19 protein-coding genes and 2 pseudogenes are annotated in these 22440 nt (G+C 58.6%); 12 read left to right on the top strand and 9 right to left on the bottom strand.

Going from position 1 to position 22440, the window contains the following annotated elements; genetic code table 11:
- Nucleotides 1–147: 147 nt before the first annotated feature.
- Nucleotides 148–1623 (bottom strand): MDR family MFS transporter, encoded by a 1476-nt coding sequence (locus PQR32_RS33710; protein WP_459252010.1) that lies wholly within the window; start codon nucleotides 1621–1623, stop codon nucleotides 148–150.
- Nucleotides 1624–1936: 313 nt separating this feature from the next.
- On the opposite strand from PQR32_RS33710, the pseudogene PQR32_RS33705 reads away from it, so the two are divergent.
- Nucleotides 1937–2092 (top strand): annotated as a pseudogene (locus PQR32_RS33705) (helix-turn-helix domain-containing protein); the annotation flags it as partial.
- Nucleotides 2081–2845, top strand: coding sequence for a substrate binding domain-containing protein (locus PQR32_RS33700; protein ID WP_408237701.1), 765 nt, complete (start codon nucleotides 2081–2083; stop codon nucleotides 2843–2845). The pseudogene PQR32_RS33705 and the gene PQR32_RS33700, both read left to right, overlap by 12 nt.
- A 50-nt stretch (nucleotides 2846–2895) precedes the next feature.
- Here PQR32_RS33700 and PQR32_RS33695 read toward each other — a convergent pair whose 3' ends face one another.
- The 4 genes from PQR32_RS33695 to PQR32_RS33680 form a co-directional block, all read right to left on the bottom strand.
- Nucleotides 2896–3903 (bottom strand): LLM class oxidoreductase, encoded by a 1008-nt coding sequence (locus PQR32_RS33695; protein ID WP_408237546.1) that lies wholly within the window; start codon nucleotides 3901–3903, stop codon nucleotides 2896–2898.
- Between the two features lie 152 nt (nucleotides 3904–4055).
- Nucleotides 4056–4694, bottom strand: coding sequence for a glutathione S-transferase family protein (locus PQR32_RS33690; RefSeq protein ID WP_408237543.1), 639 nt, complete (start codon nucleotides 4692–4694; stop codon nucleotides 4056–4058).
- Between the two features lie 122 nt (nucleotides 4695–4816).
- Complete coding sequence (locus tag PQR32_RS33685) at nucleotides 4817–5878, bottom strand: MFS transporter (protein WP_408237540.1); 1062 nt, start codon at nucleotides 5876–5878, stop codon at nucleotides 4817–4819.
- 193 nt (nucleotides 5879–6071) lie between these two features.
- Nucleotides 6072–6737 (bottom strand): gamma-glutamylcyclotransferase, encoded by a 666-nt coding sequence (locus PQR32_RS33680; protein WP_408237537.1) that lies wholly within the window; start codon nucleotides 6735–6737, stop codon nucleotides 6072–6074.
- A gap of 525 nt (nucleotides 6738–7262) precedes the next feature.
- Here PQR32_RS33680 and PQR32_RS33675 point away from each other — a divergent pair.
- Nucleotides 7263–8377, top strand: a pseudogene (locus PQR32_RS33675) (alkene reductase).
- Between the two features lie 71 nt (nucleotides 8378–8448).
- On the opposite strand, the gene PQR32_RS33670 reads toward PQR32_RS33675, so the two are convergent.
- Complete coding sequence (locus PQR32_RS33670; RefSeq protein ID WP_408237534.1) at nucleotides 8449–10074, bottom strand: methyl-accepting chemotaxis protein; 1626 nt, start codon at nucleotides 10072–10074, stop codon at nucleotides 8449–8451.
- A 273-nt stretch (nucleotides 10075–10347) separates the two neighbouring features.
- On the opposite strand from PQR32_RS33670, the gene PQR32_RS33665 reads away from it, so the two are divergent.
- Nucleotides 10348–10734 (top strand): DUF427 domain-containing protein, encoded by a 387-nt coding sequence (locus PQR32_RS33665; RefSeq protein ID WP_408237531.1) that lies wholly within the window; start codon nucleotides 10348–10350, stop codon nucleotides 10732–10734.
- A 108-nt stretch (nucleotides 10735–10842) separates the two neighbouring features.
- Here PQR32_RS33665 and PQR32_RS33660 read toward each other — a convergent pair whose 3' ends face one another.
- On the bottom strand, nucleotides 10843–12018 hold the full coding sequence (locus PQR32_RS33660; protein ID WP_408237528.1) for an epoxide hydrolase family protein: 1176 nt from the start codon (nucleotides 12016–12018) through the stop codon (nucleotides 10843–10845).
- A gap of 287 nt (nucleotides 12019–12305) precedes the next feature.
- On the opposite strand from PQR32_RS33660, the gene PQR32_RS33655 reads away from it, so the two are divergent.
- The 8 genes from PQR32_RS33655 (at nucleotide 12306) to PQR32_RS33620 (ending at nucleotide 19814) form a co-directional block, all read left to right on the top strand.
- Nucleotides 12306–13883 (top strand): MFS transporter, encoded by a 1578-nt coding sequence (locus PQR32_RS33655; RefSeq protein ID WP_408237525.1) that lies wholly within the window; start codon nucleotides 12306–12308, stop codon nucleotides 13881–13883.
- A 118-nt stretch (nucleotides 13884–14001) separates the two neighbouring features.
- Complete coding sequence (gene egtB / locus PQR32_RS33650; protein WP_408237698.1) at nucleotides 14002–15234, top strand: ergothioneine biosynthesis protein EgtB; 1233 nt, start codon at nucleotides 14002–14004, stop codon at nucleotides 15232–15234.
- Complete coding sequence (gene egtD / locus PQR32_RS33645; RefSeq protein WP_408237522.1) at nucleotides 15218–16234, top strand: L-histidine N(alpha)-methyltransferase; 1017 nt, start codon at nucleotides 15218–15220, stop codon at nucleotides 16232–16234. Before egtB ends, egtD begins: the two co-directional genes overlap by 17 nt.
- 76 nt (nucleotides 16235–16310) lie before the next feature.
- Complete coding sequence (locus PQR32_RS33640; RefSeq protein ID WP_408237520.1) at nucleotides 16311–17216, top strand: LysR family transcriptional regulator; 906 nt, start codon at nucleotides 16311–16313, stop codon at nucleotides 17214–17216.
- Nucleotides 17217–17673: 457 nt separating this feature from the next.
- Nucleotides 17674–18090, top strand: a complete 417-nt coding sequence (locus PQR32_RS33635; RefSeq protein WP_408237517.1) for a DUF3331 domain-containing protein — start codon at nucleotides 17674–17676, stop codon at nucleotides 18088–18090.
- A 191-nt stretch (nucleotides 18091–18281) separates the two neighbouring features.
- Nucleotides 18282–18524, top strand: a complete 243-nt coding sequence (locus tag PQR32_RS33630; RefSeq protein WP_408237514.1) for a hypothetical protein — start codon at nucleotides 18282–18284, stop codon at nucleotides 18522–18524.
- A gap of 179 nt (nucleotides 18525–18703) precedes the next feature.
- Nucleotides 18704–18919 (top strand): hypothetical protein, encoded by a 216-nt coding sequence (locus PQR32_RS33625; RefSeq protein WP_408237511.1) that lies wholly within the window; start codon nucleotides 18704–18706, stop codon nucleotides 18917–18919.
- A 94-nt stretch (nucleotides 18920–19013) separates the two neighbouring features.
- Nucleotides 19014–19814 (top strand): MlaA family lipoprotein, encoded by an 801-nt coding sequence (locus PQR32_RS33620; RefSeq protein ID WP_408237508.1) that lies wholly within the window; start codon nucleotides 19014–19016, stop codon nucleotides 19812–19814.
- A 355-nt stretch (nucleotides 19815–20169) separates the two neighbouring features.
- On the opposite strand, the gene PQR32_RS33615 is transcribed toward PQR32_RS33620, so the two are convergent.
- A complete protein-coding gene (locus PQR32_RS33615; RefSeq protein ID WP_408237505.1) occupies nucleotides 20170–21333 on the bottom strand; it encodes a porin in 1164 nt (387 codons plus the stop codon).
- Nucleotides 21334–22041: 708 nt separating this feature from the next.
- On the bottom strand, nucleotides 22042–22263 hold the full coding sequence (locus tag PQR32_RS33610; RefSeq protein ID WP_408237502.1) for a hypothetical protein: 222 nt from the start codon (nucleotides 22261–22263) through the stop codon (nucleotides 22042–22044).
- Nucleotides 22264–22440: the final 177 nt, after the last annotated feature.

Raw genomic sequence — 22440 nt, 5'->3', positions numbered from 1 at the left:
ACGTGTTAATCGCACTCTTGGTTGTGAGCCCTTTCGGCATCGTTGCTTTGTTCGCATTTGCGAAGTTTGCGGATTCCCGGTTCCGTGACTCCCAGCGGGAGCTCGGAGACATCGAGGAGCAGTAGGTGCCGGATGTTCGGGCTGGATTCACGGCTCCGCTGTTTCACGCACCTTGCTCATCTTCGTGATGTCAACTGACGGCAGGCACAGCATCGCAACGAAGCCGCACACGGCTATGGCGAACATGCAAAGGAACATCACGTGCAGCGAGTGGTGCAAGGCGAGTCTCAGTGCGTCGCTCGCGGCAAACGTTTCGGTTCTCGATAGCAGTCGACCGAGTTCTTCCGAAGTCACAGGTGGCGCGCCACTGGTATGGGCCAGTCCATAGTTCACAATTGCACCGAACACCGCAGCGCCCAGCGTGTTGCCCAGATTGCGCGAAAACAGGTTTGAAGCAGTTGCGCTGCCGCGTTGAGCTGGGGAGACAATCTCCTGAATGAGGACCATGCAGCTGACGCTCAGCACGCCCATTCCGAACCCCATGACAGCCGACCCAATCGCGGCAAAAAGCGCGCTACTTTCCGCTGTCATCAGCACGAAAGGGATGGCGCCTGCGGGAACAAAGAGACTCCCGCAAACAAGTATGCGGCGCAGTCCAATACGGTGGAAGGTTCTCGACGCAATGGTCGCGCCAGACGGCCAGCCCACCATCATCATGGTGAGGGTCAGGCCAGCCTCTACGGGCGTGCGATGCATTACACCCTGGACGTACATCGGCAGGAACGTAGTAAGCCCCATCAGGGACATGCCCGTCAGCACGGTCGCCGCGTTGCAGATGGCAACCGGTCGATGTGCCCATAGGCTCAACGAAACCATCGGGTCAACCGCACGCCGTTCCTGTGCAAAGAATAGGATGCCGCTTATCAGGAGCGTTGCAAACTCGACACTGAGACGCACACCGCTCGCACTTCCTACGTCAGTGAGCAGCATCATCAGGGCTGCAACCGCTATTGTGAAGAGTGCAGCGCCGGCGACATCAATTTGCGGCCTGCCTTTGGGCTTTTCCTCGTGATAGAAATAGACGAACCCCATGGAGGCCAATAGCCCGATTGGCACGTTTATCCAGAAAATCCAGCCCCAGGATAGTTCGCGAATCAGCAATCCACCCCCCGTTGGGCCAAGAACCGCGCATACGGCCCAGACGCTTGCAAGATAGCCCTGAACTTTGCCACGCTCCCTAGCGGGATAAAGGTCCCCAATGATGGTCAGCGTAACTGGCAAGATGGCGCCGGCACCGACGCCCTGTATCAGGCGGAACACCACCATAGCGGGCATGGACCATGAGAAGCCCGCGAGCACGGAGCCCAGTACGAAGACTGCGATGCCGGAGAGTATGGCTAGCTTGCGTCCGAACAGGTCAGCGAGCTTGCCAAACACGACGGTCAAGGCGGTCTGCGTAAGCAGAAACGAAGAGAATACCCAGCTGTAGAGGTTAAGACCTCCCAACTCTGACGCAATCTGAGGCATGGCGGTCGAGACGATGGTCGCCTCAATCGCGACCATTGCCATAGAGGCCATCACCGACATGACGACAAGGGGGCGGACTGTAGCTGTATGTGACATGTTCGCTATTGGTTCAAGGACGTTCGGAGGCAGCATCGCATGCGCCGGCGCGTCTGTCGATTATGCCCGCCGAACGAATAAGCATTATTCGTTAAGCGCGAAAAACCATTTCCCAAACAGCGAACAACTGGCACCTTTCGGCTGTCCGGCGATGAGCAAATGTCGATTGTCGAGTAAGGCTGAAAAGTCAATTCGGGAAGGCGGGCTTTATTCGAGACGGTTCAAGCCCGTAGAGTTCCATCGGCGAAATAACGCTGCAATCCTCCAGGCGAGAACTTAAGAATCGAAGAAAACGGATTATCTACAGTCACTCCGAATGTTCGTGAAGGTAGCTGAAGTGAGCAGCTTCGTGGGCGCCGCTGAACAGTTCGACGTTTCGACGGCGGCCGTCACCAGGAACATCTCTTCGATCGAGGAGCGCCTTGATGCGCGACTGCTTCAGCGCACAACGCGCAGCGTGACTTTGACTGAGGCTGGGCGCATCCTTCTGGAGAAGGTGCGCGAAATCGTCGCGGACATCGACGACGTTGAGGGGGCGCTTCTGGCAGCGAGCAATGCACCTTCCGGAACACTGAGAATTGCTGTGCAAGGGTCGCTTGGGGCTCCTTGTCTGGCGAGGATTCTGAAGGATTACGGACTCCGGTATCCAGACGTCACGCTCCAGATAGCGTTGACCAGCGGGACCATCGACCTTGTCGAGCAGCGCTTTGATGTCGCCATTGCTGCGGACGATTATCCACATCACAGTTCTGTAGTCAGGCGGCGACTTGCCCAATGGAAGTTGTGTCTCGTTGCTACCTCGGATTATCTGGCGTTACACGGGGTGCGCAGGGCGGCCGTTGACCTGGCCCACCTGCACATGCTCTACATCGATGACGTTTCAGCTGGCGCGGCAGCAGGGGTCGCCCGTCGGTGGGTCGGCGAGCATGCAGCTGACGCATCGCACCTGCAGGTAAATAATGCGGAAGTACTACGCAACATGGCGCTTGAGGGAATGGGCGTCGCACTGTTGCCGCTGCACCTCGTGCAGCGGGACCTGATTGAGGGTCGCCTTGTGCTTGTGCCTGTGCCTACGGACGAGCCCCTGCCGACCGACGGCCTCAGCGTGGCCTATGCGAGCCGGCGCAATCTTGCGCCCAGCGTCAGAACGTTCGTGGATTTTCTGGTTGAGGCGTTTGAACACGAGACATTGGCAGGGTCGTTCGAACGGGATGACGCTTAAAGCGAATCCGCCGCGCTCCGGAGTTGACTGTCCGGGCCGGCGGACCCCGTTCACGCGTCGCGGGTGTGAGCAGGGAAGTGCGGCAGGACGAACTCGGCAAGTTCGTCAAGAATGTCGCGGGCCGGCCGGCGCGTGGGCTTCATGTGCAGGCCGACATGCGAGATGCCAGCTTCTTCCTGCGCTTTCCAGAACTCGATGAGTGCGTTGCGACCAGCGCGCAGGACGCGACCCGGTTGCAGCGGTGCGTTTGGGTCTTCGAGCAGGTCAAACAGGGTACCGTACCCATACGGTTTGAAATTCACGCCATCACCCGCTGCGCGCCAACGCGGAATCACGTCGGTCATGGTGCGCGGGTCGAATCCAGCCCAAATCCAGGCATCCATATGCTCAGCAATCCATTCCACCGACTGGCCACCGCGGCCGATGGCAATGGTCGGCAGCTTTGGTCCAACCGGGCGCGGCACCATATCCAGTTGTCCGCGCAGCGTGCCGTAGTGGTCGGACTTTAAAACGGGATAGGTATGTTCGGTTACCGCTTTGATAATGCTGCGCGCTTCCCGGTAGCGCTCCGCGCGATTTACAAATGGCAGACCAAACGCAGGAAACTCTGTCGGACGGTCGCCGCCTGCCAGACCGAGCAGGAAGCGGCCGCCCATTAGCTGGTCAACGCTTGCAGCCTGTTTGGCGACGAGCAGAGGGTGACGAAGGGGAGCGACAATACCTGCCGTCCCGATGGCGATGTTCCGCGTAACCGCTGCGAGCCATCCTGCGTACACCATGGGGTCCAGAATCTGTCCAACATCACCGAAATCCGGGTCATAGAACGGGACGTCACGCAGCCAAAGGGCGGCCATGCCAATCTGGTCGGCCTTGCGTGCCATCTCTACGTGGTCCTCTAGAGACGGGCCAGCTGAGTCGGGATATCCTTCGAGCGGAGCGATAAACCCAAATGTGAGTTTGCCGGGCTGGAATACGCGGGAGAATCCACGATGTGTCGCGAGGTCGTCCGGTAGTGATTCTTGCGGACCGACTTCATTGCTTCTGATGTTCTCGTTCATGACAGCCTGAATGGTGTCGGGGTTCGCGGGGACGACAGACTTTTGGGCGCGTCGCGGAGCCGCTACAGCAGCGTCCCTCAGAAAGCCGGACTCCCCGCCAAAGGGCGGGGAGCTATTGGTCAACAGCGGCGGCGAGCAGCGCCCATCGTTCTTTACGCAGCCAGGCGTGCCTTGTGGACAGCAACGACTTCCGCTTCGTCCTTCAGCGCCTTCTGCACCGACGGACGCGCGACGACACGCGCGATATAGGCATTCAGGTTCTCGAGGTGGTCAAGGCTGACGCCCGAACGCTCGTTCCACAGCGTCGCCCACACATAGGCGTCAGCGACCGTGAACTGTTCGCCCGTGAGGTACGTGCGACCATCTGCAAGCTGCTTGTCGAGCACACCGTATGCGGTTTGAAGCTTCATCGTGTGGTAAGCGATGCCTTCGGCGGTCATCAGCTTGCGCATCAGGGGAATGTGCTTCTGGGCGATTTCGGTTGCGATGAAGGTCAGGAGCTGGTCCATACGGGCGCGCTCAATCGTGCCGTGCTTCGGAATCAGGTTGGATTCCGGATGCTGGTCCGCGAGGTAAGACGTAATGATGACGGTCTCGGTCAGAGCGTCTTTTTCGCCGTCTAGTACCAGTGCGGGGACATACTGGAGCGAGTTGACGTCAGAAAAATTGCTGCCATCCGAAGTGGATTTACCGAACACGTCGAAATGGACGAGTTCCGGCGACAGACCCAGCTCGTTGGCGATTGCTTGAGCGGCAAGAGAGCAGGTGGCTTCAGCGATGTAGAGTTTCATTTGAGCGTCTTAGGAGAGGATGGGTAACCGGCATAAGCCGGGTTTCGGGTGGTGCGTGCGTCCTGCACCGTTGTGAAGAAGTATGGGGAAAATGGAGCCTGCGATAAAGAGTTGTTCGGGCGTCACTCTGTCGAATCAAGAGCGACAATCGTTGCGTCCATCTCCATTCTGGAGAGCTGTGTAGCCACGGTGGCAAGGGAAAAGATGGCCAGCGCAATGCCACACAACAGGATGCCCACTGTTCCGAATACGGCTGAAAATACGGCTGCCATGGCTACGCCTGTGAGCACGCCGACGCAGCCGGCACAAACATGTAATGCGGTCGTGACGTCAGGCTTGCCTGCACCGACTGCACGCAGGGAGGAGTGCGTCACCAGCATGCCGCTGGAGTGCGCCGCACCCCAAACCACGACCACTGCCGCGGTCATGACGTCAGGACCGTGGGCGAAGATGTAGAGCAGCACGTAGGCCAGTGCAAGAACGGCTGGATAGATGAGCGCCACCACGGTCGGATAGTTGCGCAACAGTCGCCCACTGATAACAGCGCCCACGATTCCCCCAACGCCGAATAAAACCATCAGCAGGCTAGCTGACGGGAAGTCGATAGCGGGCTGGTCCGTCAGAAGGTGCAGGGAATTGCTAAAGACGGAGAACATCGCTGCGTACTGCAGTGATGTCGCCGCTAGCGAGAGCGACATGACGCGGGAAATTCGGATTAACGGTCCCTGTTCAGCCGCTAGCGATTGAGACTCGTTACTGCGCCGATGCCGGAGCATCATCCATATGCCGATTACCGCAGTGAGATAGGCGATGGCGACAAAAGGTACGGGCTGAGGCAATCTGGTCGAGAGCCAGGTCGCCATCGGTAGCCCAAGTACGAGGCCGAACGTAGCGCCTCTTGCGGCGAAGGCGCCTCGCCAGGGTGAATTACCTGGTCTCTCATACGCAGTAGCGCTCGAAACAGCCCCTGCTAGCAGTACCGGATGAAGAAGCGCTGGGTGCAGGGCAAGGGAGAAGCTTGCCAGGCCAAAAATTGAGCCAAATGCGGGGCTGGTTGCGGAAAGACAACTGCAAACTGCAAGGCAGAAGAGGACTGCCGTAAGCAGACGCGCTCTCTTTTTTGCTGGCAGACACAAGGCCGTCAGCGGTGCCAGAATACTTGCGGCTAAAGCGAGAGCGCCCATGTGATTTTGTAAAGAAGGAGTACTTCGGCCGCACCTGAACACTTGCGCATCACATGTGTATGTAACAGGTCGAGGGCGTGGTTGACTGGATGGGATGTTGTTCAACAAATGTAGCGCGACCACCGGTCGCGAAAAAGCCGCCGCTAGCGAATTGAGATTTCGCTGCTGTCTGACAAACTGTCTCGGTAGTCAATTATTCAGGCCTTTGACCAAGTCGGATAAGCTCGGCGGCAAGCTCGTCTATGTACGTGTCACGCATCTGACAGTCGGCAAGCGCGCGTTGCAGCTTGAATACGTACTCCGCGTTTGTTCCCAATGAGCCCGATGCTGCGTCCATGAGCGGAGCGATTGTCTTGGCCTGTGCGTCAGGCTCGAACTGGGCTTGCTCGGGATTCGCAACGAACACAAGGCCCGTGGCATTTTCGCCGGTCCGAAAAGTAAGCGGAGCCCATGTCGGTGTGTATGCGCCTGTTACCATCTCGCGAATCCAGAGGATACGCAGCTCATCGTTCAGGGTTGCTTTGGGAATGCGTAAGGCAACGCCTTCTGTACTGCCCCCTGGCTCGAGCGAGAGCATCCTCCCTGGCTTCTCAGGACTGCCGCGACCGGCGATAAGCCGGATACAGAAACTGCGATGCCAGTCGTCAAGCTTTGCGACGACACGCTTGTCGTGCTCGGAAATGGGATTCCACATTAACGAGCCGTAAGCAAATACCCAAAGGTCCCCCTGGTCCGGCCGACGCGACATGGTGTCTGCGAGTGATTGGTCGATTTGGGCCTGGGTCCAGAGAATCTCTTTGGGTAGCGAGTCAAAGCTCTCGAGATATGCTCCCGAGCTGATAGCGTTTCGGTTCAACATGTCAGTTTTCTCATCAGGAATGGTCCCAAAGGGCACTCGCGGGCGTGAACGCGCACACACGAGCTGTCGTTCCAGCTCAGGCGCGACCGACGGTCAATCCATCCAAAGCCGAAGGCCTACCGCAGTAGTCGGCCGGAGAGTGCGAGGTGCAAGTATGACGTTCTAACCCTCGTGAATAAACATGCGTACGAGAGACGCAGCGTCCGCGCAGAAGCGACAATCAGACTGGCATCCGAAGCACGATTAAAAAAGTGCGAATAACTATCGATGAAACGAAGTCCAGCTTCCAGCAATCCTGAAAACGACTTTTGGGCTTGGCGCCGTCCTCAGACGGTGAAGACGCTTAGCTTATGTATATGGGGATTGTTCAATGCCAAAGACATGTATTTTCGACAGTTACCCCGTTGTCGCCACCGATTGGTTTCGTATTCTCGAGTTGGTAGGCCCTCATCAGATTTCGCTCCTTGCTGCTTGGGGCGAAGAAGGGGGCCGCCTGAGGCTTAATCTCGAACAAACGGAATACACATGTCTCCGGAAAAACTCCTGTCACCCGTGACCATCGGTAGTGTCGAACTTCAGAACAGGGTTGTCATGGCCCCGCTCACCGGCAACCGGGCAGCCCAACCGGGTGACGCGCCAGCTGAGATGAAGGTCAGGTACTACGAGCAGCGCGCGGGTGCAGGCATGATGGTGACCGAGGGCACGCAGATTTCGAGGCAGAGGCAGGGCTAATTTGCAACAGCAGGCATCTACACCGACGAGCAGGAAGCAGGTTGGTCGAAAGTAGTCAAGGCAGTCCACGAGAAGGGCCGGAAGATGGGCTTGCAATTGTGGCACGTAGGTCGGATCTCCCATCGTCTCGTGCAGGACGGCATGCAGCCCGTCGCACCCTCTGCGATTCGCGCAGAAAATACCGCAGTGTTCGTGAAGCATGAGGATGGTTCGTACGGAATGGTTCCCGCGGACGCCGCGCTCGCTCGATGAAGCGGAGCTGCCCTGAATTGTGCAGCAGTATGTGGATGCCTCGCAGAGAGCGATGCGCGCCGGGTTTGACATGGTCGAGGTCCACGCTGCGAATGGATATCTGTTGCATCAGTTCCTGGCTACCGGGACTAACCTGCGCACGGACGGCTATGGTGGCAGTGTGGAAAAGCGGGCGAGGTTCGTCGTCGAGGTGGTCGAAGCCGTAGCCGGTGTTTTTGGCGCTGATAGGGTGAGTGTCAGGATGTCACCCAACTTCGTCGCGTTTGGAATGAGTGACTTCGAAGCGCATGCGTCGACGCTACACGTCGCCACGCATCTGGAGCGAATGGGCATGGCGTACATCCACATCGCAGAGCCGGACTGGGTGGCGGTGAGGCGCTTTCGGATGACTTCCGGAAAGAGTTGAGAGCGACCTGCGCCGGGGAGATTAGCTTGGCGGGCAACTACACGCCTGAGACAGCGGAGGCACGGCTTCAGGCAGGGCAGGCCGACGCGGTTGCATTCTGGCGCGCGTTTCTCGCCAATCCGGACCCGGTCGAGCGATTCCGGTTGGACGCCCCGCTGAACTCCCCGGATGCGGCGACGTTCTTCGGAGGCGGGGAGGCGGGATACACGGATTCCCGACGCTCGATAGCGCACTCGTCTCCCCCGAATAAGGTGCGCCACTGATGCACGGCGGCCGCCCTCCCGGGAAACTGCTCCGGGGCCGGTGGCCTCAGTCGCTCCCTCAGCTCTCGACCTTGAATGCGGATACCGCCCCCGCAAGTGCCTGTGCCTGGCTTTCCAGTGACTGGGCGGCCGCCGCCGCCTGCTCGACAAGTGCTGCATTCTGCTGCGTCACTTCGTCCATCTGCGAAATGGCTTTGCTGACCTGCTCGATACCGGCGGTTTGCTCCCCCGATGCAGCCGCGATTTCGGCCATCAGGTCGGTCACCTGCTGGACCGACTGAACAACATCCGTCATCGTTTTGCCGGTGCGGTCGACCTGAGCGCTTCCGACTGCAATGCGAGAGGTCGAATCCTCAATCAGTTGCTTGATTTCTTTGGCGGCCGTGGCACTGCGCTGCGCGAGACTGCGGACCTCGCCTGCGACGACCGCGAAACCCCGTCCGTCCTCCCCGGCACGAGCAGCTTCCACAGCAGCATTCAGAGCAAGAATATTGGTCTGGAAGGCGATGCCTTCGATGACGCTGATGATGTCTTTGATTTCCTCGGAGCTACGCGCGATGCTCTGCATCGTATCGATGACCTGCTGGACAGCAATGCCGCCATCACGCGCGGTTCCTGAAGCCATAGTTGCCAGCCGGCTTGCCTGCTGAGCGCTTTCGGTGTTCTGTCGCACGGTGGCAGTCAACTGCTCCATGCTCGAAGCGGTTTCCTCGAGCGCTGCTGCCTGCTCTTCAGTGCGCGCCGAAAGGTCGGTGTTGCCTGCGGAAAGCTCGCGAACCCCGGTCACCATTGTGTCGGACCCTCCGCGCACGTCCCGTACGATGGCGGTGAGGTTCGCCTGCATCGATTGCAGCGCCTCGGCCAGTGTCCCAATCTCGTTGCGGGACGGGCGAGGAAGTTGTGTCATGAGATTGCCGCGAGCCACTTCGCCGACGGCCAGGACTGCTTCGCGCAAGGGCCGTACAAGCACGCGGTTGAGTGCCCAGTATGACAAGGCAATAAGGCCAATTGCGATGGCAGCGACAGTACCAGTGATGGCGAACATCCGGGCCGTGTTCTGGTCGCGCTCCCGCGCGAGGACCTTTGAGGCCGCTGCCTGAACCTTGAAGAATTCGTCGGAGGCCTTGCCGAACTCAACGCTGGTAGCGGTCATTGGCCCTTCGTTCACGCTGGCGTAGCGCTGCATGTCGCCTGCCTTCACGATTTCAAAGAGTTTGTCGAATACCTCCGCGTGCGCGCGGAACGTTCTTTCGGCGACGGCGGCCGCGGACCGCTCGTCCTCGCTACCCTTGGGAACGGCGACGAAGGCATTAAACGACTTGTGAGCCGTTGCGTAGAAGCCCATCGCGGCAGCGATTGCTCCGTCTCTGGCAGACGCATTTTCGCTCTGTGCAATGTACGCACGCGCAAGCGCACTTCGTGCCTTCAGGTTGTTAAGGTAAGTGTCCTTGAGGTCGATAGTGGCTTCGTCAAGCGCGCGCATCGATTGCGAGACGGCAACAGTTCGTTCGAGAGCCTTCATGGCCGCCAGGCCCGTCGCCAGAACCAGAAGTCCAAAGAGGACGAGGAGTGTTACGAGCCCGCGTCGTAGCGGAATATCTTTGAGACTCATGCTTAAGTCGTTGGCGTAAAGCCCGTAATTGAAACCCGTTTTATCGGCTGCCCTTTCGAATACTTTACGCAACACCTTTTTTCATCTCGCGCTGGATGCCCCGGTTATTTACTCCTCTCGAATAATTGTGTTCGACTGTCAGTCGGTTATGAATAAAGACACGGAAACTGAGTGCCGCGAAGCGTCGCTCAAGGCGAGTTCCGCGGGTTTTGTTCAAATCTGGCGACATGATTATTCGCTCAGCGCGCGTTTTCGAAGGAAGCAATAGTCCGTAGGATGGGCAGCATTCGAACTTTGCTGCTAGCTTCAATTAAGCAGCAGCGCTCACACGAACAGGAGTTTTTCATGCAACCAGCGGAAAGGGTCGTCAAGCTACCCGATGCCAATCACCCTATCACCCTGGCTCTGACGGGAGTTCACGTCATTGTGAGGAGCGAAGGCAGAATCATCGCTGATACTCGGCGTGCAGTGACGTTTACAGAGTCGAAATACGCTCCTGTCCAATACATTCCGCGCGAGGACGTTGATATGTCGTTGCTTGATGCGACTGAGCACAAGACCTATTGTCCCTACAAGGGCGAAGCGTCGTATTTTAGTATCAGGGATGGTGGCGAGCGCGGAATCAACGCCGTGTGGTCCTATGTGGGGGTGTATCCGGCCGTGGCGCAGATTAACGAATGTCTGGCGTTCTACCCGGACCGTGTGGACTCCATTGAGGTTCTTGAAGACTGAAAGTCGCTCCGACGACTGCTCCACCAAGCAAAAAAGGGCAGTTGGGAGTCCAACTGCCCTTTACGCATTGGAGTCGGCCCGAAGTCAGCAACCTGGACCCTCGATGAATCAGTTCGGCGTAGGAGCGAGGACGTGACCAGGAGCTTTGGAATCGCGGACCTTGGCGAACGCCGCACGGACTTCCGCCGCGAAGATTTCCGGCTGTTCGAAGGCGGCGAAGTGGCCGCCCTTTGCAGTACGGTTCCAGTAGAACATCTTGCTGAACGTGCGCTCAGCCCATGCCTTCGGTGGTGTGTAGATTTCACCCGGGAAAACGCTGACCGCTACCGGAATGTCGACGGGCACCGCAGCAAAGGTCAGGCCCGGATGTTCTGCGTACATCCGTGCCGAAGATGCGCCGCTGTTCGTCAGCCAGTACAGCGTGATGTTGTCGAGCATCTGGTCGTAGGAGAATACGTCTTCCGGGACACCGTTGCTATGGCTCCACGCACCGAGCTTCTCGTAAATCCAGGCTGCGAGGCCAGCGGGGGAATCAGCCAGTGAGTAGCCGATGGTTTGCGGCCGCGTCGTCTGAAGGTGGTGGTAGAAGGAGCCGTCATTGGCGAAACGCAGGCATTGGTCGATGGCAATCTGTTCGTCAGGTGTCGGTACTTCCGGGAACTGGGCCGGTGCAACGAACGGCAGATTCACGTGAATTGCGCGCAGACCCTCGAGCTTTATGCGGCCCATCTCGGTCGTGATGACGCTGCCCCAGTCGCCACCTTGTGCGACGTATTCGCTGTAGCCGAGACCTTTCATGATGGTGTCCCACGCGCGCCCGATACGGTTGCGTTCCCATCCCTTCGCAGTCGGCTTATCGCTGAAGCCATAGCCGGGAATCGAGGGCAGGACGACGTGGAATGCGTCTTCAGCCGTGCCGCCATGCGCCGTCGGGTCGACCAGCCGGTCGATGACATCGACGAATTCGACAATCGAGCCCGGCCACCCGTGAGTCATCACGACGGGCAAAGCATTGTCGTGCTCTGAACGGATATGCAGAAAGTGAATGCCGAGACCATCGATTTCGGTCTTGTATTGGGGGTAGCTGTTGATGCGGGCTTCAACCCGCCGCCAGTCGTACTGGGTACGCCAGTATTCGATGAGTTTCTGGACCGGGTCCAGTTGCGCGCCTTGCGACTGGTCGTCCACTGTCTCGCGCTCAGGGAAGCGAGTAGCGTCAAGACGCTTTTTCAGGTCATCAAGGTCGGACTGCGGGATGTCAATGCGAAACGGAGTGATGTTCATTTTCGAACCTGCCTCGTGAATAGCCTGGAGAGGGAGGTCATCCTAGGCGACCGGGCGGGTTTCAAAAAGACGTGTTTGGGAGACGCAGAGTCGCCTGTTAAGAGACAATGGCGGAACCTTATTTTTTGACGTTGAGAAAAGTATTGTCGCTTATGGGGAGACGCTCTAACCACCGTAGCGTTATTTATCTTATGCAATTCGTTGTTCAGAATGACGTCCTTCGAAGGCCTCATTCCGCGTGAGCCCGCCGACGTGCTTCGCAATCCAATCACTTCACAGGTTCACCGATGAATACTGCAACGTCATCCGGGACGGATAGTAACAAGCTGCTAATTCTTGCAGCCGTCTGCCTGTCCGCGCTAGTTTTGCCTCTTGCCTTTTCAGGAGGTGCCGTCGCTACGCCCGCAATCGGGCGAGACCTGGGCGGCAGCCCTGCCATGCTGACGTGGGTGACCAACGCGTTCATGCTGAGTTTCGGCAGCCTGCTGATGGCCGCCGGTGCGCTGGCCGACCAGTTCGGTCGCAAACGACTCTTCGTCCTCGGCCTGGGTGGCTTCATCATCACTTCGTTCGCGATGAGCTTCGCGCCTTCGGTGCTGTGGCTCGATATTCTGCGCGGGGTTCAGGGTGTCGCGGCAGCGGCGTCGCTCGCTAGCGGCGGCGCGTCGCTTGCGCAGGAGTTTGACGGGCATGCACGTACGCGCGCATTCAGTATGCTTGGCACGAGCTTCGGCATCGGTCTGGCATTTGGACCGCTGATGGCTGGCACGCTCATCGAGCATTTCGGCTGGCGTTCGATTTTCCTCGTCATCGCCGCGATTGGCGTTATCGCCTTCATCTTTGGCGTGCCCCGTATGCGTGAGACGCGCGACCCGAACGCAACGGGTCTCGACTATCCGGGTACGGTCACTTTCACCGCAACGCTTGCACTCTTCACGTTCGGCGTAATTCAGGCGCCGGAAAGCGGATGGGGTAGCCCGCTGGTTGTGACGCTTCTCGTTGCATCGGCTGTCTTTCTCGCTGCGTTCATCATGGTCGAGACGCACGTCAAGCGTCCGATGCTTGAGTTGAGCCTCTTCAAATATCCGCGCTTCGTCGGCGTACAGATTTTGCCGGTGGGCACCTGCTATTGCTACATCGTTCTCATCGTCATGTTGCCGTTGCGGTTCATTGGCGCGGAAGGCTTGAGCGAAATCGACGCGGGTATGCTGATGATTGCGCTCTCGGCTCCGATGCTCGTCGTGCCGATGCTGGTTGCCTCGTTCACCCGCTGGATGTCTGCTGGCGTGCTGTCGGGCATCGGGTTTCTGATTGCCGCCGCGGGCCTGTATTGGCTGAGCCTGGTCGACTTTAGCGGACCGAAAGCGGAACTCATCATGCCGATGCTGGTGATTGGTATCGGCGCGGGTATGCCGTGGGGGCTGATGGACGGTCTGTCGGTCAGCGTGGTGCCGAAGGAGCGGGCCGGGATGGCCTCGGGCATCTTCAGCACTACCCGCGTAGCAGGTGAAGGTATCGCTCTCGCAATCGCAACTGCAGTGCTTGGAGCGCTGGCACATACGAGTCTTTCCCGCGTCATTCCCGACAATGGTGGTGACATTGCCGCGCGTGTTGCCGAGGCCGCACAACGTGTGACAGCGGGTGACATGGTGCATGCCGCGTCGACTCTGCCGGAAGTAACCCGGCACGCGTTGTCATCGAGCTATGCGGACGCGTTCACGAGCCTGCTGCACGTGCTGATTGTCATCACGTTGCTGTCGGCGTTCGCCACCTTCGCGTTCCTGAGCAAGACCCCGGCGCAGGATGATGAGCCGGGTGCGAAGTCTGACCGGAAGGATGTTGCTGAAGAGGCTGTTAGCGCATAACGCTCGAGTGGTGGTGCTGAGGGGGCTGTCCCGCAACGGGGTAGCCCTTTTTCGCATCAGTTGAGTCAATCGGGCTTGACTGTTCTGGATGGGCGAATTGAACACCGACAAGGACACAATGACCTTTTTCGTCTCGAAGCTGCAACGAAGCTACCGCGAAGTGCGCGGCCGCAGCGTAGAGCTGGCGGAGCCGCTTTCAGCGGAAGACCAATGTGTACAGTCGATGCCGGACGCAAGTCCAACGAAATGGCATCTGGCTCACGCGACCTGGTTCTTCGAGACGGTTGTGCTCATGAAGTACGCTGCTGGCTACGTACCGTTTAACGAGAAATACCAGTACCTGTTCAACTCGTATTATGAGGCGCTCGGTCCGCGTCACGCCCGGCCGATGCGGGGGCTGTTGTCGCGGCCATCGGCAGGGGATGTGCATCGCTATCGCCATCATGTGGACGAAGCGATGCTTCGGTTGATAACCACATCGGACATTGCGATCCTGTCCGAGCTTGAGCCAGTCATCGTGCTGGGGCTGAATCATGAGCAGCAGCATCAGGAACTGCTGCTTACGGACATACTGCATGCGTTTTCTTGCAATCCGATGCTGCCGGCGTATGCCAGTGTGCCTGCGGTACGTCCAGACGAGGATATTCCAGGTGAAACCCAGACTGTCGAGTGGCTCAGGCAACCGGGCGGTGTAGTTGACGTCGGTTTCGCTGGCCACGGATTCGCGTTCGATAACGAATCTCCGCGACATAAAGTATTTCTGCGCCCTTACGAAATAGCAGACACGCTCGTAAGTAATGGCGAGTTCGCCGACTTTGTAGCCGATGGAGGCTACGAGCGCCCCGAGTTCTGGTTGTCGGACGGCTGGGCGATGGTCCGGCGCGAATGCATGAAGGCGCCTGCTTACTGGGTGGCAACAGCGGAGCCTGCGGGCGCGCCATGTTGCCTGCGTGCATGGGAAGAGTTTGGCCTGCAGGGGCTGCATCCGCTCGTACCGAGTGCACCGGTTTGCCATATCAGTTTCTACGAAGCCGCCGCGTACGCAGAGTGGGCCGGGGCACGTTTGCCGACGGAGTTCGAGTGGGAAGCAGCGTTTCTCACGCCAGGCATCCAGCAAATGACCGGTCACGTGTGGCAGTGGACCCGCTCTTCCTATGACCCTTATCCGGGCTTTCGGCCGTTGCCCGGCGTTGCGGCCGAATACAACGGCAAATTCATGGTCGGGCAGCAGGTGCTCCGTGGTGGCAGCATTGCCACGCCGAAGGGACATACGCGCCCAAGCTACCGCAATTTCTTTCCGCCGGCGGCACGCTGGCAATTTTCGGGAGTGCGTCTTGTCAGAGACATCTGAAATCCGTGCGCTGCAGAATGCCGGGCGTGAGCTCATTCAGGCAATCCGGCAAAGTGATTATGGGCGCGACCTGCTCGCGGGGTTATCCAGGTCGCCCCGGAGCATCTCGCCGAAGTACTTTTATGATGCGGCCGGTTCAGCTCTGTTCGACCGGATTTGCGAGCTGCCGGAATATTACCCGACCCGGACCGAGCTTGACATCCTGCGTACGAATGCTTCGGAAATTGTGGAGCAGTTGGGTGCGCATGCGAACATCATCGAATTTGGTGCCGGCTCGCTCGAGAAAATCCGTGTCCTGCTTGACGCGTTCCGGCCAGACCGGGCGCCGGACCGCTTCATTCCAGTGGACATTTCCGCTGGACACCTGGAGGATTCCGCCCAGAGTCTGCGCCGGGCGTACCCGTGCCTTGAGGTCCTGCCCATCGCGGGCGACTACATGAAGCCGGAACAGCTTGCAGACATCGAGGATATGAGCGGGCGTAAAGTTGGCTTTTTTCCGGGCTCGACCATAGGGAATTTCACCCCACACGAGGCTGCGGCTTTTCTGCGCCGTGCGCGCACAATGCTGGCGGGCGGCGGTTTGCTGGTGGGCGTTGACCTCATTAAGGATGCGCAGATATTGCATCAGGCCTACAACGATAGTGAAGGGGTGACGGCGGCATTTAACCTCAATCTCCTCGCGCGCGCGAATGCGGAGTTGCAGGCGGACTTCGACCTTGGCGGCTTCATGCATAAAGCGTTCTATAACGAACAAATGCAGCGCATTGAGATGCATCTGGTAAGCCTGCGCCGGCAGACGGTCCGGGTCGCCGGTTACGACTTTCGGTTTGATGAAGGAGAGACCATCCACACGGAGAATTCTCACAAGTTCACAGTCGAGGGTTTCCGGGAGATCGCAGCAGCCGCCGGGTTCACGCCGGGTCCGGTCTGGACGGATGACGCGGGTCTGTTCAGCGTTCACTGGCTGGAAAGCCCTGGCGCCATGCCTTCGCCGCAATGACTGCACAGCGGCGACTCCCGGGCTGCAGGCGCCTGATACAGTCTGATTTTCCCACCTTGCGTAATGGGGTTAAGAGATGAGCGAGCGGGTAGATGCACCTATAAATGAAATCGCGGTATTTGTGGCGGTTGCACAAACCGGCAGCTTCACGCGCGCGGCCGAAGAAATCGGTAGCAGCAAGTCCAATGTAGGTAAAGCGGTCCAGCGCCTTGAAGCACGACTCGGCTCCCAGCTCTTTCAGCGCACCACGCGGGCGGTCCGGTTGACTGAAGACGGCGAGACGTATTTACTTGCTGCGCAGGAGGCGCTCGAAGCCCTTCGCGAAGCGGAGCAGCAACTCGCGTCGAGGCGGGCCGAGCCCGCGGGGCGCGTCAAGATTGACCTGCCCGCAGGCTTCGGCCGCCTGTTGCTGCCGAGCTTTATCCAGCTTCGCGAAAAGTATCCCAAGCTCACGGTGGAAATGGCCCTGACTGACCGGATGTCCGACCCGGTTGGGGAGGGCTGGGACATTGTCGTTCGCATTGGTGCACTACCGGACGACAGTGAATTTACGGTGCGCAAGCTTTGCGACCTGAGGCTAGGTCTGTATGCATCGCCTGAGTATCTCGCGCGCCGGGGTGACGTGAAGACGCTCGCAGAGTTGACTGACCACGATGCAATAGTTTTCCGTGGCCCAACAGGGCGACTACGTTCATGGACAGCGCGAGAAAACGATACCGTGCGGGAAATTGTCCCGCACCCCGTTCTCGTGCTTGCTGACGGTCAGGCTCTCGTCGAGGCGGCGGTGGCTGGCTTCGGCATTACGCAGATTCACGACCGTGTCGCGCTTCCCCATGTGCGTGCCGGCCGCCTTGTGCACCTGCTACCCGAAGCGGACGTCGACGGGCCGCCCGTGCATGCCATCATTTCGCTCGGGCAGAAGATGGCGGCCAAGACCCGGGCAGTAGTGAATCATCTTGCTGAAACGCTACAGAAGGGATAACAAAAGCGGTCTACGGCTGGATGCCTGGCCGTAGAGCCGGGCAGGCCTCGGCCCGGCCAGTAGCCCGGCCGATTTGAAGAGGGCGCTGTTAATAAACGGGCGACTGTACATCCCGCGAGCACTGACTCATGCTGACTTCAGAATTATATTTTCGCCAATCCAGAATAATCTATATCGATGGCGTTCCCTCCCATCGTGCGAAACCCGACTGTCGCTTCTGAGGCTACACTGTAACCACTCTGACGACCTTTATCTGAAGTGTGAAAGGTCTCAGAATTGCCAGCATTGGTTAGTCGCAAACGACGCTAAGGTCATCCAGCGATGCCTGTTGGAGGACAGGCGCCATCAATGAAGCTTTTCTACTGGCATGCGGTGGCTTTGCGCAGACGACTCCACAGGGTGTCGCGGCGCGCACAAGAGAGAACGCAAGGGTAGTGGCTTGTTTCCGGAGCAGACAATGCGTTTTCTCGAAAACCAGACGGACCCGTGGGGCCACCTGCTTGGCGAGCTAGAGGTTTTCTCAAAGGTACTCCCCCCAGATGCAGGACGCCGGTTCGCCGCGACGCATGTCGTACCTACGTCGCGGACAATTTATAGGCCGTCGCCAGAACTCGTTGTGACGATTGCGGAGCGCACCGGGCCAATGTCGGCAACAGTCATCTGGAATGAGCCGAATTGCAGGTATGGCTACCAGACCTGGCGAGCCGCAGTATCCCGCGTGTCCGGCGTCTGCGTCATCAGCGGAAAACTCATTCGACGCGGCGACATGGTGTTCAAGCCACAGGCGCGACCGGTGCCTCTGAATGCGCACGCGATGATTCTTCAATCGGTAGTCGACCGACTTGCACCCCATCTCGAAGAAGAGGGCGAATAAACGGGTGCGAGGCCCAATTCGGGTTTTTCGGGATTGTTCGGTAACGACAAGATATCAATTCGGAAAACCAACCTTTATCTGAAGGACCAGTCTGGCTAACCTTGATTTGCCTGGCGGCGGAATGCCTCCAGCTGCCAAATGAAGGGGTCTTGCCATGACCAATGCTTTCACTCATCAAACTGGAGATTCAAATGAGTTCACGATTTCTGCGCGTTTCGCTCGCGCTGATTCTGGCCGGCGCCGCGAGCGCCGCTCTCGCGGAGGGCGGCGGAGGCATTGGTCGCGCAGGCACTTACCCGCCGCAATTCGGGTCGAGTACACCGTCACACAAAGACCTGCTCGAGTTGCGCAAGGAAAAGCGCGAGGAGGCTAACCGTGCAGTGGTAGCTGATGCTTCGTCAGACGTAGGCGGCACGGCCGACGTGGTGTCGTAATCAGGCGTGGCCACGGCGGCGCCGGGAATCCACGACCATCACTAAGCAGTACGTCGTGCTAGCGCGGGGCGTCCGCGCGACAGAACGCGCCTCCCGTTTCTCGAACGTTGAAGGTCCTGCAGTAGCTGGAACGCATTTTCGACATGGCGGAGGTATCTGAAATCTGCCATGGAGACAAAATGGCTATCGCAGCAATCGTAGTGGGCTTTCTGGTGAGCCTCGTAGGTGGTCCGAGTCTGCTGGACCACCTGTCTAAGACGCAAGTCGAGTACCTGCAGCAATCAGAAGAAGTACAGCATGCGCAACTGCCGCCGGAACAGCAGGGGCCGCTAGCGCCTGAGCAAGATGTCAAACCGATGTCGGTGTCGGTCGCGAAAGACAGCTGTAACTCCTGAACTTGGCACCTTGATTTGTGCGGCGATTAACAGGGAATAGCACTGGAAGTCTGTTCGCTGCTGGTCGTCGGTGACAGGCGGCGACGGAGAATTATTGAAGGAAGCAGCAAAGATGAAGAAGTTGTGGAGCACGCGTATCGCAGGTGCACTTACGGGCGTGGCCGCGGTAACGTGGTTGACTGGATGCGCAACGGGATTCGACCGGAAGGCGTCAGACCCGCTCGAGCCGATAAACAGGGCAGTCTTCTCATTCAACGAAGGCCTCGACAGACATGTTGCAAAGCCTGTGGCTACGGGTTACACGAAGGTAACGCCAGCGCCCTTGCGTACGGTATTCAGCAACTTCTTTTCGAATCTCGGCGACATTGGCAACTTTGCGAACAACCTGCTGCAATTCAAGATTACCGCTGCCACCGAAGACCTGATGCGCTTCACGTTCAATTCGACGTTCGGTTTAGGCGGCCTTCTGGACTGGGCATCGGCTGCCGGGCTGCCAAAGCATCACCAGGATTTCGGGCTGACGCTCGGACACTACGGGGTGCCCGCCGGCCCTTATCTTGTGTTGCCGTTATTCGGCCCTAGTTCGGTGCGCGACGCGAGTGGCTGGATTTTCACGAGTGCGCTGTCGCCGACGACTTATTTGCCGGTGGAGGCGAGTGTGCCCCTTTTTGGGCTGAACGTCGTAAGTGCTCGCGCCGATATGCTGCGCGCGACTGACCTTCTTGAGCAGGCGGCTCTCGACAAATACAGCTTCGTGCGGGATGGATATATGCAGCGGCGTGCCTACCTGTTGAATGACGGGAAGGCATTGCCGTCGTACGAAGAGCCCGCCGATAGCGTCGGCGATTTGACCGTTCAGGCGCCGGGAGGCGTGGCCGTGCGGGATTCGAAGTAAAGCTGAGAGACTCGATTGATGGACGGCGCAATAACCCGCAACGGGAGTCACGTTGCAAGGTCCGGCTTTGATATAGCACTACAGGCCGAATGCAAAATCTGCGGGTCGACTGACGTCTCAGTGGTCGGCGACGAAGACGCAAGGGCGATGTTCGAGTTCGTCAGGGACGGCGCAACGGGTCGCACAAGAGGGCTTGCAGATCCGACAGTGGTTGTCTCGTGTGCCGATTGCGGTATAACCTACGAGCTCCAATCCTGACTGGATTTGGCGTACAAAAAAGCGCGAGGACGGCCGTCCTCGCGCTTTTTATTTTCCGCTGCTCGGGCCGTGAGAAAGCTGACCCCGACCACGAAGCTTAGAACTTGTGGCGAATGCCCACAATTGCGATTTCCTGGTGGCTCGTGCCGGCGTAGCCATACGAACCAATCGATGCCTGGGCGGCCTGCGTCGTGCGCCGTCCAGTGGTTGCGTCGTACACCGACTGGGTTCCGTTGGCGTGCTGGTAAGCCGCCATTGCGTAGAAGTCCGTACGCTTGGACAGCGCGTAGTCGGCACCGAGCGACGCCTGGTGATAGCTCGCTGACGTGTCGCCGCTCGCCTTCATGTACGTGTAGCCTGCACCCACGAGTAACGCCGGTGTGAGCTGGTAGGCCGCGAACACATTGCCGATATTGTACTTCTCGGTCTCGCTGAAGCCCGACTTGCCATCCGGGCTATAGCGCGCGTTGCTGTACGAGATGCCGACCGTCGCGGAGCCGAACACATACTGACCTGCCACTCGCGCGATGCCGATGGAGTGTGCGGTCGAGTAGCCGTTATTGACGGGACTGTTAAAGAGCGAGTCGGAAGACGTACTGTTCCAGCCAGTCGTGCGATTTGCCGTCGGATTGTTCGCGTAGAAGTAGCCCGCGGCGAGTGACACCGGACCATTGTTGTACGTTGCAGCGCCGCTCCACGTTTGCCCCTGGCCGGTCGTGCCCGCGCCGTTGCTGAAGCCATAGAGGCCTTCGACCTGGAAACCGGCATACGTAGGCGAGACATACTTCACTGCGTTCGATGTGCGCAGGCTGTTGTCGTAGTTGTCGACGTCGCCCGGCGTCGCAAAGATGCCGCCGAAGAAGTTATCGCCCGTGATGCCCTGAACCATATCGACAAGCGGGTCGTACTGACGGCCGAGTGTGACCGTGCCGTACTTGTCGCTGGTCAGCCCCACGAAGGCCTGACGGCCGAACTCGCGGCCACCCTGGTTCAGTCTGCCGGTGCCCGGGTCGAAGCCGCTTTCCAACTGGAAGACAGCCTTCATGCCGCCGCCCAGGTCCTCAGAACCCTTGATACCCCAGCGGTTGCCGTTCATGTTGCCGTTAATCATCCCCACCTGCTTCTTGTTGCCATCAGCGTTGTGCACATAGCCGATGCCTGCGTCGATGATGCCGTAAAGCGTGACGCTGGATTGAGCGTTGGCTGCCACCGTGAAGCCAGCGAGCGCAATTGCGAGAGGGGTCAATACGTACTGCTTCATATCTTCGTTCTCCAGATGTTTTACTTACGTCGGTAATGCGAACGTAAAGATAGCGTGTCAAAACGATGGCGATAAACGACAAGATGAAGGATGTAGCAACTGCACGACGAAAAAAAAGGCGTTCGTGTCGCTTGATAGAGGTGAGGCTAGAATCGGGGGAGAGCTAAATGCCTGTATTCATTGAACTCGCGTGGCACACGTCAGGCGCTGTTCGGAATGAGCGAAAAGACTATTCGCAGGCGAGGTCTTCCGGATGGAAGCGGCGGAGGGTACGCTTCACTCAACCCTATCTCCTCGCAGTTGTTGCCCTGGGCCAGGGACTTCGCGCTCTTCACGCGAGGTCCCGATTCTCTTCCTCCGCGTCGCTCCCACCGCTCCACGTTCGTAATGCTGGAAACTCTGCAATTGGCAGAGGAAATTGACGCGAGTACGAATGCGCTTTTCTTGTGTTTTATTCGTTGTGGGCGAACACAGTATTCGCGCAATGGGACCTTACATCGCGGCTCGGCGCGAGATAAGATGCGGCCAGCCTGAGTGCTTCCCGCAAGTTGTCACCCGGGCCCGGGGTTTCGCTCACGAGGCGAGCCCCGCCTCAATCCGCTTTTCCTGAGCCACCGGGGCTCTGTCTACTCGCTGCAGATTGCGCGTCTCCTCCTGGCGCCCGTCTCTGACCAGTCCCATCCGCCGCACCGACCTTCCCCGTTTTCTCTAAAAAAGCAGCACGCACCGAATGGCGTCTGCAATGGCCAGAAGGATTGCCATCGCTATCGCGAGCATGGCGACAGCAAAATAGAGAATCGATGCGATGATGGCGACTCGCAGTATCTTCGCCGGATAGAGGGCGTTATCCGAGCTTCTCCGTCGGCGAATCGCCCGATGCAGCCAGTTAATTGGTGTTCCGAGAATCGTGTTCGCCACGTCGGATTTCATGATGTCACTCCAGAAAGCGACAGGCCCATCCGATGCTCTGGATGGGCCTGCGTAATGCTCAACTCACAACCGTTCCGTTACATCTGTGCAACCGCTGTTTGCACCGGAGCTGTCGGCGCTACCTGTCCCATGGCCGGCTGGGCAGGTTGGGGGGCCGTGTCACCCCAGCCGCCGCCA

It is taken from the genome of Paraburkholderia dipogonis, assembly GCF_046027395.1.
Taxonomy (GTDB): domain Bacteria; phylum Pseudomonadota; class Gammaproteobacteria; order Burkholderiales; family Burkholderiaceae; genus Paraburkholderia; species Paraburkholderia dipogonis_A.
This window is presented reverse-complemented; position numbering and strand designations above follow the sequence as displayed.